11 protein-coding genes are annotated in these 13,923 nt (G+C 58.4%); 4 read left to right on the top strand and 7 right to left on the bottom strand.

All coding sequences use genetic code 11. From position 1 onward, the window contains the following. Nucleotides 1-105 precede the first annotated feature (105 nt). From CDO73_RS21010 to CDO73_RS21020, 3 genes are read right to left on the bottom strand one after another with little or no spacing between them, the layout of a single operon-like run. Complete coding sequence (locus CDO73_RS21010; RefSeq protein ID WP_088490490.1) at nucleotides 106-891, bottom strand: ABC transporter permease; 786 nt, start codon at nucleotides 889-891, stop codon at nucleotides 106-108. 4 nt (nucleotides 892-895) lie between these two features. Further along, nucleotides 896-1,690 carry an ABC transporter permease gene (locus CDO73_RS21015; RefSeq protein ID WP_088490491.1) on the bottom strand — a complete coding sequence of 265 codons (795 nt, stop codon included), beginning with the start codon at nucleotides 1,688-1,690 and terminating at the stop codon, nucleotides 896-898. Continuing rightward, nucleotides 1,683-2,735 carry an ABC transporter ATP-binding protein gene (locus CDO73_RS21020; RefSeq protein WP_088490492.1) on the bottom strand — a complete coding sequence of 351 codons (1,053 nt, stop codon included), beginning with the start codon at nucleotides 2,733-2,735 and terminating at the stop codon, nucleotides 1,683-1,685. Before CDO73_RS21020 ends, CDO73_RS21015 begins: the two co-directional genes overlap by 8 nt. 334 nt (nucleotides 2,736-3,069) lie before the next feature. Here CDO73_RS21020 and CDO73_RS21025 point away from each other — a divergent pair, with 334 nt between their 5' ends. From CDO73_RS21025 to CDO73_RS21040, 4 genes are all read left to right on the top strand, one after another. Next, a complete protein-coding gene (locus tag CDO73_RS21025; RefSeq protein WP_088490493.1) occupies nucleotides 3,070-4,179 on the top strand; it encodes an LCP family protein in 1,110 nt (369 codons plus the stop codon). A 143-nt stretch (nucleotides 4,180-4,322) separates the two neighbouring features. Then, the gene (locus tag CDO73_RS21030; protein WP_088490494.1) at nucleotides 4,323-5,639 is read left to right on the top strand and encodes a glutamate-1-semialdehyde 2,1-aminomutase; all 1,317 of its coding nucleotides are present in this window, start codon (nucleotides 4,323-4,325) and stop codon (nucleotides 5,637-5,639) included. A 136-nt stretch (nucleotides 5,640-5,775) separates the two neighbouring features. Next, the gene (locus CDO73_RS21035) at nucleotides 5,776-6,723 is read left to right on the top strand and encodes an ATP-binding protein (protein ID WP_088490495.1); all 948 of its coding nucleotides are present in this window, start codon (nucleotides 5,776-5,778) and stop codon (nucleotides 6,721-6,723) included. A gap of 59 nt (nucleotides 6,724-6,782) precedes the next feature. After that, entirely contained in the window at nucleotides 6,783-7,679 is an 897-nt protein-coding gene (locus tag CDO73_RS21040) for a tetratricopeptide repeat protein (protein ID WP_088490496.1), read from the top strand. Between the two features lie 52 nt (nucleotides 7,680-7,731). Here the strand turns inward: CDO73_RS21040 and CDO73_RS21045 are convergent, their stop codons facing one another. From CDO73_RS21045 to CDO73_RS21060, 4 genes are all read right to left on the bottom strand, one after another. Beyond that, the gene (locus CDO73_RS21045) at nucleotides 7,732-11,022 is read right to left on the bottom strand and encodes a PAS domain S-box protein (RefSeq protein ID WP_088490497.1); all 3,291 of its coding nucleotides are present in this window, start codon (nucleotides 11,020-11,022) and stop codon (nucleotides 7,732-7,734) included. A 225-nt stretch (nucleotides 11,023-11,247) separates the two neighbouring features. Beyond that, complete coding sequence (locus CDO73_RS21050) at nucleotides 11,248-12,483, bottom strand: GDSL-type esterase/lipase family protein (protein ID WP_088490498.1); 1,236 nt, start codon at nucleotides 12,481-12,483, stop codon at nucleotides 11,248-11,250. Between the two features lie 131 nt (nucleotides 12,484-12,614). Continuing rightward, the gene (locus CDO73_RS21055) at nucleotides 12,615-12,899 is read right to left on the bottom strand and encodes a hypothetical protein (protein ID WP_088490499.1); all 285 of its coding nucleotides are present in this window, start codon (nucleotides 12,897-12,899) and stop codon (nucleotides 12,615-12,617) included. A gap of 55 nt (nucleotides 12,900-12,954) precedes the next feature. Beyond that, on the bottom strand, nucleotides 12,955-13,815 hold the full coding sequence (locus tag CDO73_RS21060) for an inositol monophosphatase family protein (RefSeq protein ID WP_088490500.1): 861 nt from the start codon (nucleotides 13,813-13,815) through the stop codon (nucleotides 12,955-12,957). Nucleotides 13,816-13,923 lie beyond the last annotated feature (108 nt).

The following is a 13,923-nucleotide window of genomic DNA, read 5'->3' on the forward strand; positions in this document are numbered from 1 at the left end:
CGAAGTGCTCGCCTTTGAGGTTGGATTTCACCCCTATAAAAATATAATCGAAGAAATCCAACCGAAACAGCGATCCGTAAGCCCCCCCTCCCCCGGAGCGCCTTTCTACGACCCTGCCCCGCGATACCTCTTCACCCCCACATTCCAACTCACGACCCCGATCGTCAAGAAGATCGCCGCCATGACCGGGGTCAACCAAGCCATATGCACCATCTCTTCCCGACCGAGGAACAGCGAAGCGGGGTAGACGCCGACGAAAGCGAAAGGCAAAATCCACGTCAGCAGGAACTGGATCGCGCGGTTATAGATCGTCACCGGGTAGCGGCCGTAGTTCTGGATATTGTACATCAGCGGGATGATGCCGGTCGGCGAGTCGGAATAGAACGACAGCGACGTCAGCGTAATATAGATGCCGGTGTAGATCAGAGCCGCGCAGATCGCGAACAGGATCATGACCGGGATAAACCACCAAGCGAAATCGAGTCCGAGCTGGCTGCCGCTGACGATCATGATGATCACGCCGATCAGCGAGCCGAGCAGTCCCGGCGGATCGATGTTTTCCAAGAAAATCTGGAACAGATTATACGCCGGGCGGGTCAGGATGCGGTCCATCTCGCCTTTGACGATGTAACGGTCGCTGAAATTCCACAGGTTGACGAAGCAGCTGAACAGCCCGAACGGCACCATGTAGAAACCGTAGACGAACACCACTTCCGACTCGCTCCAACCGCCCAGCGAATCCGTATGGCCGAACACGACGAAGATGAAGATCAGGTTGCTCGCCTGCATCAGCAGATCCGAGATTACCTCGACCCAGAAGTCCGCGCGGTAAGTCAGCCTTGTTTTCATATAATTCTTGAGATATTCGACAACCAAACCGATATAGTACATATTCTCAACCTCCCTGTACGAACAGCCGCTTGCGCGCCGCCCGCCACATCAAGAAGATCGGAATCAGCAGAACGAAGAACCAGATCAACTGAATGCCGAATACTTCGAGAATGCCCGTGCCCTGCGTGCGTCCCGTGAATACCGAGCCGGGCAGGTACGTGATCGCCTGAAACGGCAGCCACTGCATGACCGAACTCAACCAGCCCGGAAACAAACTGATCGGGATGACGAGGCCGGAGAACAGATCGACGATGACCCGTTTCATGCGGATCATGCCTTGGTTGTTTTCCACGAAAAAGGCGGTCAGTCCGGTCAACAAGTTCAACTGCGAGTTGATCAGGAAGCTGAAGAACAACATGATCAGGAAACCGATCCACGCGATCGGGTCGCTCGGCAGCCGCACCGGGAACAGCAGCAGCGCGATCAGCATGCCGGGAATCATGAACAGCGTGAAGCGGAACAATCCTTCGCCGAAGCCCTGCATCATCTTGACGAGCAGATAATTGTACGGACGAATGAACTGGATGGCGATCGAACCGTCCCGGATATCGTTCGCGATCTCGTAATCCAAGTTGTTGAAATAGAACGCGCGCGCCATCCAAGATACCGCGATATACGTGGTCATCTGGGACGCGGTGAATCCGCCGATCTCGCCTTGGCCGCCGTAGATCGCCTGCCAAGTGAAATAGTAGACGCCGATATTCAGCATGTAGATCAGGATGCCGGAATAATAATTCACCCGGTACGCCAGCATCGTCAGAAAACGAATCCGGATAAAGTCGGTGTATGCGCTAAACATGAAGAGGCTGCCCGCCTTCCGTATCCGCTCCGCTCGGCTTGGACGCCGAACCGGTCCGATAAATCTGCCGCACGATCTCGTCGGTCGTCGTCTCGGTGATCTTGATGTCGGTAATGGCGATATTCGGCTGTCCGACGACTTTCGCCAGCACGTCCGACACGTTGAGCTGCGCAGGCACCAGCACTTCGGCATGCAGATCGTTGTCCGCCGTCCAATCGACCTGCAGATCCGAAGTCAGCGTCCGCAATCTCTCCAACGGGCAGGCCGCGCCGAATTGGAACGTGACCCGCGTCCCTTGCCCCCAACGCGATTTGAGCGTATCGAGTCCGCCGTCGTAGATGATGCGTCCTTCGTCGAGCATGATGACCCGCGAACAGAGCGCTTCGATGTCTTGAAGGTCGTGCGTGGTGAGCAGGATGGTCGTTCCGTGCTCGCGGTTCATGTCTTTCAGGAATTCTCGGATCTCGGTCTTGACGATGATATCGAGTCCGATCGTCGGTTCGTCCAAGAAGACGATCGACGGATTGTGCAGCAGCGCGGCGACCAATTCGCAGCGCATGCGCTGGCCGAGACTGAGTTTGCGCACGGGGCGGTTCAGCAGTTCTCCGAGATCGAGGCGCTGCACCAGCTCGTCGAGCCGTTTGCGGTAATCGTTCTCCGGCACGCCGTAGACTTTGCGCAGCAGGCCGAACGATTCGATGACCCCGATGTCCCACCAGAGCTGGCTGCGCTGGCCGAATACGACGCCGATATTGCGGACGAATTTCTCCCGTTCCTCGTGAGGCACGTAACCGCCCACGTTCAGCTTGCCGGACGTCGGAACGAGGATGCCGGTCAGCATCTTGATCGTCGTCGATTTGCCCGCGCCGTTCTCGCCGATATAGCCGCAGATCTCGCCGGCCGGAATCGAGAACGAGATATCGTTGACGGCGGCGACTTGGTTATACTGCCGGGAGAACAAGTCCTGCAGCGCTCCTTTGAGGCCGTCCCGGTTTTTCTGCACATTGAACGTCTTGCTCAGATGCTCCACTTCGATGGCTTTCATAGTTGTCCCTTTCTTGCGGGTCCGTCCGTTAGCGGCGGATGCCCATATTTTGTCCGATAGACCTTATCCTGCGGTTCACCGCAAAAATAAGGGGGTATTCTGCGTGTAAGACCTGCTCGCGGATCCGGCCGTTCGATTCTGCCGTCCGCGTCAGGACCGCTCTCGCGTCGCCGGTGCCCTCTCTTTCGGGGGCGATCAGCGATTTCCGCATGCTTCGATATCGCTCAAACAGCGGCGAATTGCCTGCTGCTCCGAAAAAAATTATAATGTAGGGATACCGCGAAGGCAATCCAAGACAAACGGAATCTCCACAGAAGCGAAAGGAAGAAAACGAATGACGAAACGGCAGAAGAGGACCCTGGTCTGGGTGCTTTGCATCATTTTCGCATCCGCGGCCGGTTATGCGGCTTACTACTTCACGAGCCTGTACAATCAGGTCTCGGGTCTGCAAAAGGTCGGCGAGAACTCCCCGTTCCGCAGCCTGCCCGTAACCGAGACGACCAAGACGACCGTTCAGGACCCGCCGAAATGGGAAGGCAGCGAACCGGTAAACATCCTGCTTATGGGCGTGGACGCCCGCGGCGTCAAAGAAGGCGAAATTCCTCGTTCGGACTCCATGATCGTCGCCTCGATCGATCCGACCCGAAAAACGATCAACTTGTTCTCCATCATGCGCGACACCTACACGGACATTCCGGATCACGGCCGTCAGCGGATCAACACCGCGATTACGCACGGACCGAATTCCGCCATGCAGACCGTTTCCGACCTGCTCGGCATTCCGATCCAATATTATGTGTACACCGACTTCCAAGGTTTCATCAAACTGGTGGACGCCGTCGGCGGAGTCGATTTTTACGTGGAAAAAGACATGAAATATCTGAGCGCGGCCGACGAGCATCTGTACGATATCGATCTTAAAGAAGGCCAGCAGCATCTCGACGGCACGCAGGCGCTGCAATACGTGCGTTTCCGTCATGATCAGCTCTCCGACTTCAGCCGGACGGGACGCCAACGCGAATTCTTGCAGGCGATCGCCGACAAGTTGAAATCGACCACTTCGATCATGAACCTGCCGGGCATTCTGGAGCAGGTCAGCCCTTATATCGATACGAACCTCAGCGTCGGCGACATGTGGAAACTGGCAAGCGTCGCTTACGACAGCAAGATGGGCGGCAGCGAACAGATCCCGCCGAACCCTCTGCTGCGCGAAGAAACGATCGGCGGCGCGGCCGTGCTGACCGTCAGCAGCGAGAAGAAACTGAAGCAGTTTATCCAAGACACGCTGAACGCTTCCGCCGAAGACGAGACGGCTCCGGACGGCTCCGTTCCGGCCTCGGACGAAGAAAGCCCGGCCGACGCCGGCGCTTCCACGGCCCCGATGTCCGTCGTCCCTTCGTCCAAGACCGAAGCGCTCGGCGCCGAAGCGGACGACCGGCAATAAGCCTTCCGGACAAAACTTAACCAAATCGCCCTGTACTCGGGGCGCGAAATTCGGTACGCTGTAGGAGCGCCCTTCGTCGGGCGCTCTTACGCGTTAAGCGGCCGATCGCGACCGTATGCCCTATACCGAAAGGATCGTGAATCATGAATTTGCATCGTCCGAATTCCGAAAAATTGTACGCCGAAGCGCTCGAACATATCGTCGGCGGCGTCAACAGCCCGTCCCGCTCGTTCAAAGCGGTAGGCGGCGGAGCTCCCGTCTTTATGAAAAAAGGCCAAGGCGCGCACTTCTGGGACGTCGACGGCAACGAATACATCGACTATCTGGCCGCGTACGGCCCGATCATCACGGGCCATGCGCATCCGCATATCACCGAAGCCATCCTGCGCGCCGCGCAAAACGGCACGCTCTACGGCACGCCGACCGAGCTCGAGATCCAGCTTGCCAAGATGCTCAAAGGCGCGATTCCGTCGCTCGACAAAGTCCGTTTCGTCAACTCCGGCACAGAAGCCGTCATGTCGACGATCCGCGTCGCGCGCGCGTATACCAACCGGTCGAAGATCATCAAGTTCGCCGGCTGCTACCACGGCCATTCCGATCTCGTGCTCGTGGCCGCCGGTTCCGGCCCGTCCACGCTGGGCACGCCGGACAGCGCCGGCGTACCGGCCAGCATCGCGCAGGAAGTCATCACCGTGCCGTTCAACGATCTGGCCGGCCTCGAACAAGCATTGAACCGTTGGGAAGGCCAGATCGCGGCCGTCATGGTCGAGCCGATCGTCGGCAACTTCGGCATGGTCATGCCGGAGCCGGGCTTCCTCGAAGGCCTGTGCAAACTGGCCCACGACCACGGCGCGCTCGTGATCTACGACGAGGTCATCACCGCTTTCCGCTTCCATTACGGCTCGGCGCAGACCTATGCCGGGCTGGAGAATCACGACGCCATCGTGCCGGATCTTACGGCGCTGGGCAAGATCCTCGGCGGCGGACTGCCGATCGGCGCTTACGGCGGCCGCAAGCATATCATGGAGCAGGTCGCTCCGCTCGGTCCCGCTTATCAGGCGGGCACGATGGCCGGCAACCCGATCTCCGTCTCGGCGGGCATCGCCTGCTTGGAAGTGCTGCAAGGCGACGGCGTCTACGACGAGATGAACCGTCTCGCGATCCGTCTGACCGACGGCATCGCCGAATCGGCGAAGCGCCACGGCGTCCCGATGACGATCAACCGGATCCGCGGTTCGTTCTCGACGCATTTCTGCGACCATCCGGTCACGAACTACGACCAAGCGCAGGATACCGACGGCGAAGCGTTCGCCGCTTTCTTCCGCGGCATGCTGAACCGCGGCGTCTGCCTCGCGCCTTCGAAGTACGAAGCGTGGTTCCTGACCACCGCCCATACGGACGAAGATATCGACCGCACGCTGACGGCGGCGGACGAGACGCTTCGAGAAATGGCCCGCTAAGACAGGCTCGAAGCCCCTTCTCGCAGAGAAGGGGCTTTTTCTCGTCAAACGAAATTCCTTCCGATTCTCCGTTGTGGTGAAAAGCCCTCTTGATCGGTTAAGATAAAAGAAAAACAGAGCACGGAAAGGAGACGTTATGGACGAAGACAAAGAACAGCGCCGCAAAAATCTCAAAGTGATCCAGTTCGACAAAAACGCCGAGGATCTGATCGAAAGCGAAAAACCGAACGTCACCTTCGCCGACGTGGGCGGACTCGAAGAGATCAAGAAAAAGATCCGCATGAATTTCATTCTTCCGCTCAAACAGCCCGAGTTGTTCGCGGCTTACGGCCGCGAAGCGGGAGGTTCGCTGCTGCTGTACGGCCCTCCGGGCTGCGGCAAGACGTTTCTCGCGAGAGCCGTCGCCGGCGAGATCGACGCGAGTTTTCTTCATCTGGAGCTTCAGGCGATCTTGTCGATGTACGTCGGCGGCAGCGAGCACAATCTGCACGACATCTTTGAAAAAGCGCGCGCCGAAGCGCCATGCGTCCTGTTCATCGACGAATTGGACGCGCTGGGCGGCAGCCGTCACGGCATGCGGCAGCACCATGACCGGATGCTCGTCAACCAACTGCTGATCGAATTGGACGGTCTGGCGAGTTTTAACGAAAACGTATTTATCATCGGAGCGACCAATACGCCGTGGTATCTCGATTCCGCGCTGCGCCGTCCGGGCCGCTTCAATAATCTGCTGTTCGTTCCGCCGCCGGAGGAAGAAGAACGCAATCTGATTCTGGATCTCAAACTTGCGGGCAAGCCTTCCGGCGACGTCAACGTGCGCAAGCTTGCCGAGAGTACCGCTCTGTTCTCGGGAGCCGATCTGGAGCAGTTGGTGCGCGAAGCGACCGAAACGGCGCTGGAACGGGCGCTCGAGACGGGCGAGATCCAACCGCTCGCGGACACGGATTTTCGCCGCGTGCTGAAGACCCGCCGTCCGTCCACGCTCGATTGGTTCGCCACCGCGCGCAATTACGCCACCTTCAGCGATACCAACGGCGAATATGCCCAAGTGCTGGAGTACATCAAAAAACATAAGATCCGTTGAATCGCGGCACGGAGCCTGTCGGAAAACGGCCGTCGTCCGATCTTGTCTGGAGGGAATCCATGAGCGAACAAACCAACGGTCCCGTACCTGCCGAAGTACGCGCGCGGCGGTTCGAATGGCTGCTGAGCCGCGGGCGCAACAAAGAAGCTTTGACCGAAGCCGGCGAATGGCTGCGCGAAGAACCGGAAACGGTCGGTCCGTACGGCGCTTTGTCGCTGGCCTATATCAACCTGCACGATTACGATCGGGCGCTGGAATGTACCGAGCAGATGCTCCGGCTCGATCCGAACGAAGAAGACGCTTGGTTTCTGAGAGCCGTCATCTACTATTCGACCCGCGAATGGACGCAGATGCAGGAAGCCGCCGAAGAAGGACTGCGCCTTAATCCTTATCGCGCGCATCTGCATTACCTGCTCGCCAATATGCATAACAAGTTCGGCCGATTCGATCAAGCGCGTCAGGCGATCGAACGGGCGCTGGATATCGATACGGAGAACGGACTGTATTACGCGCTCTACAGCTACGTGCTGGCGAATCTGCTTCGGCACGAAGACTCTAGGGAAGCCGCCGAAAACGCGCTGCGCAAAGACGTCGAAACTTCGCAGACTTTTCTGTATCTGGGTTGGGCGGCGGACCGTCGCGGCGACGTCAAGACCGCCAAAACGATGATGGAGCAGGCCATTCGGCTCGATCCCGACGACGAACAGACGCGTACCGAGTATATGGAAGCCGTGCAGAAAAACTATTGGTTTTACCGGATCTTTACGCTGCCCGTCTTTTTCAACCGTTTCAAAGCATGGCAGCTTCTGCTGATCTGGGTCGCGGCTTCCATCCTGTTCCGCCCGCTGGTCATTATTTTGGTCATTCTCTACGGGTTCAGCTTTATCCTGAGCAAAATATTCGTGCATGTTCAAGTGTACGGCTGGCGCCGCGCGCCGAAAAGGCGGGAGAAATGATTCTCCCGCCTTTTGCCGTGCGACGCCGATCGCGAACTTCGGCGGCTCTCGTTCAAGTCTCGAGACGTCGGCGCAAAAAGCTTCTCAGACGCCTGTCGGGATCGCGCAGAATATGCTTGACGTCGAGTTCGGAAATCGGTTTGGTCAGCACGCCCTGCATGCCGCTGTCCAAACATTCCTGTTCGAAGCCGGGCCGCACGAAGGCCGTGACCGCGACCAGATAAGGAACGGATTCCGCCGGCAGCACTTGGCGGATCAAACGGGCGGCCGTCAGCCCGTCCATTTCGGGCATCTGAATATCCATGAACACGAGATCGTAACGTTTGCGGGAAACGGCCGCGAACGCTTCGATGCCGTTCTCCGCCATATCGGCCGAGTAGCCCGATTTGGCCAACAGCTCTTGCAGCAAACGGCGATTGACCGGATGATCTTCGGCAACCAAGATGCGAAGATCGCGCAGCCATTCGTCTTCTTCCCCGATCCGCGCGGAAGGCGCTGCCGAAAAGGCTTCGTCGTCTCCGCTTTCCGCCGCGTCGTACGCGTAAGCCGTTTCGGATTCGTCCGAACCGGATCGCGGCCGCGAGAGCCGCTTCGGATACGCGCCGTTCGTTTCGTCGTTCCCCGCCGCCTCGATTTCCGGCGAACGGCCGGACTCCGCTTCGATCCGCAGCCGATTGTCGATTGCCGGCGCGGACAGAGTCAGCGAATGGGCCGTCCGGCAGGGCAGCGTGAAGCTGAACGTCGAACCTTCGCTTTCCCGACTGTCGACGCGAATCGTGCCGCCCATCAATTCGACCAGCCTGCGGCAGATCGATAACCCTAAGCCCGTGCCGCCGTATTTGCGATTCAGTTCCGGATGCAGCTGCGAGAACGATTGGAACAGGCGGCCGATTTTATTTTCCGCGATGCCTACGCCGGTATCCCGCACGCGGAACTCCAGCACCGGTTCTTCCGCGGCCGAACCTTCGATCTTCCGGGCGGAAACGGTCACGGAACCGCGTTCCGTGAACTTGATCGCGTTGCCGATCAGATTGGTCAGGATCTGACGCAGCCTGACCGGATCGGTCGTGATCTCTTCCGGCACGCCGGGAGCCAGATTCCAGCTGAGTTCGATTCCCCGTTCGGCCGCTCGGGGCGCGAACAGCTCCACCGCATCGCTCATGAGCGAAGCAAGCGGAAAACGTTCCGGTTCCAACATCAGACTGCCGGCGTCGATCTTGCTGAAATCGAGCACGTCGTTCAGGATCCGCATCAACGAATGACCGCTTCCGCTGATAATCTCGACGTATTCGCGCTGTTCTTCGGTCAGTTCGCTGTCGAGCAGCAGATCGGTCATGCCGAGCACGCCGTTCATCGGCGTGCGGATCTCGTGGCTCATCATCGCGAGAAACTCCGACTTGGCCGAAGCGGCTTGTTCCGCCAATTCTTTTTGCCGCAGCACTTCGCGTTCGTTCGTGACGTCGCGGAACACGACGACCGTTCCCTGCGTTTTGCCTTTGTCGACGATCGGGTTGACGGTATATTCGACCAAGCAGCTCGATCCGTCTTTTTTCCACAACACGCATTCGGCGATCGGTCTCGGAGCTCCGTCGCGCACGGTCGCGCAGATCGGGCACTCGTCGACGGAATAAGGAATCCCTCCGCCGCTCGAATGGCCGAGCAGCACATGATTATCCCGGCCGATAAATTCGTCTTGTTCGTAGCCGAGCAGGCTCAGCGCCGCCGGATTGACGAAAACGGTGCGCCCGTCGGTTCCGATGCCGAAGATGCCTTCGGAAACCGAATTGAGGATCAGCGTGTATTCGTAGCCCAACTGCTCGATTCGCCGGATATACTGTTTGCGTTCGGTGATATCGCTGGCGATTCCGTAGACTCCCACGACTTCGCCTTCCACGAAGATCGGCACGTTGATGATATTCAGATCGGCCGATTCTCCGTTGACTCTAACGATGCTGGCTTCGTAATTCTGCGGAATTCCCCGGCAGGCGGCTTCGAAATGGCGATTGGTCCGCGCCAGATTCTCGTCATGGATCACGGTGCGGTACGAGTTGCCGACCAGATCCTCTTTGCGGCAGGCGAGCAGCGCCGCCATGCTCTCGTTGCAGGACGTATAGACCCCTTCCAAGCTGAGCGAATAGACGCCCGAAGGATTGTATTCGAACAGCGACTTGTAGCGCTCTTCGCTCTCCTGAATCTGCCTTTGGGCAAGCTTGCGCTCGGTTACGTCTCGCGATACCCCGATGATCTCCAGCGGTTCGCCCGTATGCGGATCGAACGTGAAGCTGGCCGCCGTTTCCAGCCAGACATATTCGCCGCTCCGGGTCCGTATCCGAAATTCTACCGTATGCGAGGTATCTCCGCCCTGTACGATGCGCAAGTACTCTTGTATCTTCGCGGCATCGTCGGGATGGAAAATATCGAACGAACTGGTGCCGACCAGTTCTTCCGGCCGATAACCCAGAATTCGCTCGCAGGCCGGCGACAGGTACAGGAATATCGAATCCGCGGATTGCCGGGTGAACAGATCGAGCGAATATTCGTAGATCAGGCGGAACTCCAACTCCCGCCGGCGAACCTGTTCTTCGAGCAGCGTCTGTTCGGTAATATCCTGTATGCTGCCGATCAGATGCCGTTCTCCCGCTTTTTTGCCTTTGGAACGAACCGTACGATGCTCGCCGCCGTCCGTCACCAACCGATACGTCAAATCGTACTCCTCGCCCTCCATCCGTTTCGAGACCAGCTTCGCCAAGCGCTCCCGATCTTCGGGCACGATCCGCTTGAACAGATCCTCCTGCCGAATAATTTCCCCCGTGCTCTCGAAACCGTAAATATCGTAGATCAGATCGGAGAACTGCACTTCTCCGGTCTCCAAGTCCCAATCCCAGAAAGCGATCCGAGCCAATTCCACCGCCTGTTTGTACCATTCCGACGTTTCCGGCGGTCTGAGGCTGCTTTTGCGGATCGGCAGGTTGTCCCGCATCAGGACATAGACGCCGAGCTGCACCGATTCGTGAAGAAGCGGAACGAAATCCATATCCAATTGAAGCGGCACGCCTTCTTTGCTCGGCATCTGAAAAAGAACATGCGACGCTTCTCCTTTCGCCGCCTTCGCGAATGCGGGACGGAGCCTATCGAACGAAGATGCCGTATCCTCGGCTGCCGCAAGTTCGGACAGCTCGGCAGCTTCGTAGCCCGTAATGTGCAGGACGGCCGGATTGGCATCCATGACTCTGCCGGCGCAATCCAATATGAGCATGCCGTCGGGATGATTCGTCAACAAAGAACGGTAAATCCCGCTTTCCGCCAGCAGTTGTTCCAGTCGTTCAGTCCGTTTGTCCTCCAAATCCAGATGTCCCCTTAATAAAAAAGATATCGAGCTTGCGACGTTCCGTTTGCTCGTTTGCTCGTTTGCTCGTTTGCTAGTCGTTATTACCCCGCAGGATGCCGTCAAAAACGAGTCCTCTCTCCGATTCGTCCGCCGAACGCGGCGGTATAAAAAATCCGAAAACGACTCGCGTCGTTTTCGGATCGGAAGGTACAGCAATCTGAAGTTCGAAAAAGCCGGATATTACGGATTCACGAATACCGTGCGCAGACGGGACGTATACTGCACGTCGAAGCCCAGACCGTCCGCCAATACCGCCAACGGAACGTAGGTTTTCGCTTGTCCGTTCGTTTTCTGGGTAAACGCCGGGACTTGAACCGCCATCGCTTTGCCGTTTACCGTGATCGATTTCTTGTCGATCGGGATGCTCACGCTGCGGCCGCCGAAATCGATATTGGCCGTGGACGTCTTATTCTCCCATTTGAGTTCGGCTCCCAGCGCGTCGGTGATATCGCGAAGAACGACGAAGGTCGTGCTGTTCTTGAGCACCGGCTTGAACGCGGTGTTCAATTCTTTGCCGGACACGACGACCGCTACCGTCGAAGCCGGTACCGGCGCGCTCAGCGTGCGGTATTCGCCCCAGATCTTCTCGGCGAACGTCTTAGCGAGCGCTTCGTAGCCCACTTGGTTCGGGTGGATGTCTCCGCGCATGATATGCGTCATCTGCGTTTCGCGGCCCGCGAACAGCGGCACGACGTTGACGGCTTCGACATGGCCGCCTTCGGCGTTCTGCGCGGCAATGACCTGATTGAGCGTCGACGTGTAAGCGGCAGCGGCTTGGGTTAACGTCGCGTACTGCGTGCCCGCTTTGATCGCGGGTACCGGCTGATACTGATCCGATACGACGATGCGGGCGTCCGGATTGATCTCGCGCAGGTCCGACAGCGCGCTGCCGAGGTTCGAAGCGTACGACTTCAAGAGCGTCTCGACCTGGGCCGCGAGGTCCTGCGGCACTTCGCCGCCGCGGATCAACGGCAGCAGGTCGTTGCCGCCGATCGTGATCGTGATGACGTCGGCGTCCGCGACATCGGAACGCACCTTCGCCACGTCGGCCGCGAATACGGCCGCGTTCGGATCGCGCAGCCCGGCTTGTACCGCGTCGGCGGTCGTGGCCGTTCCGGCGCGAACCGCTTCGATATAATGCTCCAATCCCGTGGAATTCAAGCCCGAGATGCCGTAATTGTTCACTTCCGAACGTCCGTGGAAACGGGCCTGTTCGGCCAAGCGAGGCACGAAACCGTAATAATCGGCCGGAGCCTTCTCCGGTTCGTATCCCGCGGTGATCGAATCGCCGAACGATACGATCTTGTAGGTCTCTCCCGCCGCGAACGTATCGCGGACTCCGGTCAGCCCGAATACCGGGAGCGCGAGCGTCGTGCAAGCCAGCGCGATCCAACTTTTTCTCCATGCGTTCTTCATTCGTTGTCTCCTTCCGGTCCGTCGGGACCTGTGCAAGTTGGGGGAAAGACCTTCATCAAAAAGCGGCCGCCGCAGCCGGGAGGACCGATGCGGCGGCCTGCCGAGTATTTCCGTATAGGGCTGGCCGTTCTTTATTCCTGTTGTTCTTCTTCCGCCGCCCGAGGCGGACGCGGACGCGTCTTCTCCAGATAATCGTCGTAGCGCCCGTCGAGTTCCTGCGCCATCGTCCGGTACAACCGGGTCTCTTCGACGATCGGGTCCAACGTCGTCTGAATCCGAATCTCGTAACGCGGAGAGATCTGCTCGCGCTCTTTGCGCTCGCGGTCTTCGTCTTTCAACTCGCCTTCCGTCAGCAGTTCGGTCAATTGTTCTTCCAACTCTTCTTGACTCGGCTTGCGGCCTTGCGCGTCGCTCATTCCGATTCCTCCTCGAAAAAGTCAGATGATGGAACAGACTGCATCGGCGCGCCGATCAGAATCCGGTCGCGTCGGCTTCCTTAAGCACGTTCAACAATTCCGTATGCAAAGCGCCGTTGGTCGCCGCGATATGGCGAACCCCCAGATGGTAAGGCGTACCCGCCGTATCGGTCACCTGTCCGCCGGATTCGGCGACGAGCAGCGCGCCCGCCGCGACGTCCCAGACGTTCAGCCCGACTTCGCAGTACCCGCTCAGACGGCCGGCGGCCACGTTGGCCAGATGCAGCGCCGCGGAACCGCCGGCGCGCAGGCTGCGCGCTTTGGGCGCCAACGCTTCGATGCCGCGCAGATTGATCGGCAGTTTCACCGCCGGATCGGCCGGGAAGCCTACCGCGATCAAACCTTCGGACAACCGCTGCTCGCCGGATACATTCATGCGCGCGCCGTGAACGTACGCGCCTTTGTTTTTCTCGGCCACGAACATCTCGTCCCGCGAAGGATCGTAGATGACGCCGAGCACCACTTCGCCGTTCTTGGCAAGAGCGATCGAGACCGAATAGAACGGGAAGCCGTGCACGAAGTTGGTCGTTCCGTCGATCGGGTCGATAATCCAGAGATACTCTTCTTCTTCGGCTTCGCGAAGCGCGCGTTCCGGCGCGTCTTCGCCGGGCTCCACGCCTTCTTCGCCGAGAATCGCGTGATCCGGAAAATGCGTCAGGATCAGCCGCCGGATCATCTGCTCGGCCCCTTTGTCGATCTCGGTCACGAGGTCCTGTTCGGACGATTTGGTAGACAACCGGCCGTAAGCGCCTAGTCTGCTTTTGATCCACTCGCCCGCTTTGGCCGCCGCGTTGACCGCGACCGCCGTATGACTCTTTCCGGTGAGAACATAAGGAACTTTCTCGTTCGATTCCACAGTTAACCCGCCTTTCTGTAGTACTCTGTACCAAGTAAAGGTAAGGTTACGCTCGTCCAAAACGCGCTAGACCCATGCGCGTTTTGTCCAAACGTAAACCCACTATTT

It is taken from the genome of Saccharibacillus sp. O23, from assembly GCF_002205895.1.
Taxonomy (GTDB): domain Bacteria; phylum Bacillota; class Bacilli; order Paenibacillales; family Paenibacillaceae; genus Saccharibacillus.

Excerpts from the sequence above, each read along its gene's own strand:
- CDO73_RS21010 (WP_088490490.1), bottom strand. The coding sequence starts at position 891 with ATGTACTATATCGGTTTGGTTGTCGAATATCTCAAGAATTATATGAAA.
- CDO73_RS21015 (WP_088490491.1), bottom strand. The coding sequence starts at position 1,690 with ATGTTTAGCGCATACACCGACTTTATCCGGATTCGTTTTCTGACGATG.
- CDO73_RS21020 (WP_088490492.1), bottom strand. The coding sequence starts at position 2,735 with ATGAAAGCCATCGAAGTGGAGCATCTGAGCAAGACGTTCAATGTGCAG.
- CDO73_RS21025 (WP_088490493.1), top strand. The coding sequence starts at position 3,070 with ATGACGAAACGGCAGAAGAGGACCCTGGTCTGGGTGCTTTGCATCATT.
- CDO73_RS21030 (WP_088490494.1), top strand. The coding sequence starts at position 4,323 with ATGAATTTGCATCGTCCGAATTCCGAAAAATTGTACGCCGAAGCGCTC.
- CDO73_RS21035 (WP_088490495.1), top strand. The coding sequence starts at position 5,776 with ATGGACGAAGACAAAGAACAGCGCCGCAAAAATCTCAAAGTGATCCAG.
- CDO73_RS21040 (WP_088490496.1), top strand. The coding sequence starts at position 6,783 with ATGAGCGAACAAACCAACGGTCCCGTACCTGCCGAAGTACGCGCGCGG.
- CDO73_RS21050 (WP_088490498.1), bottom strand. The coding sequence starts at position 12,483 with ATGAAGAACGCATGGAGAAAAAGTTGGATCGCGCTGGCTTGCACGACG.
- CDO73_RS21055 (WP_088490499.1), bottom strand. The coding sequence starts at position 12,899 with ATGAGCGACGCGCAAGGCCGCAAGCCGAGTCAAGAAGAGTTGGAAGAA.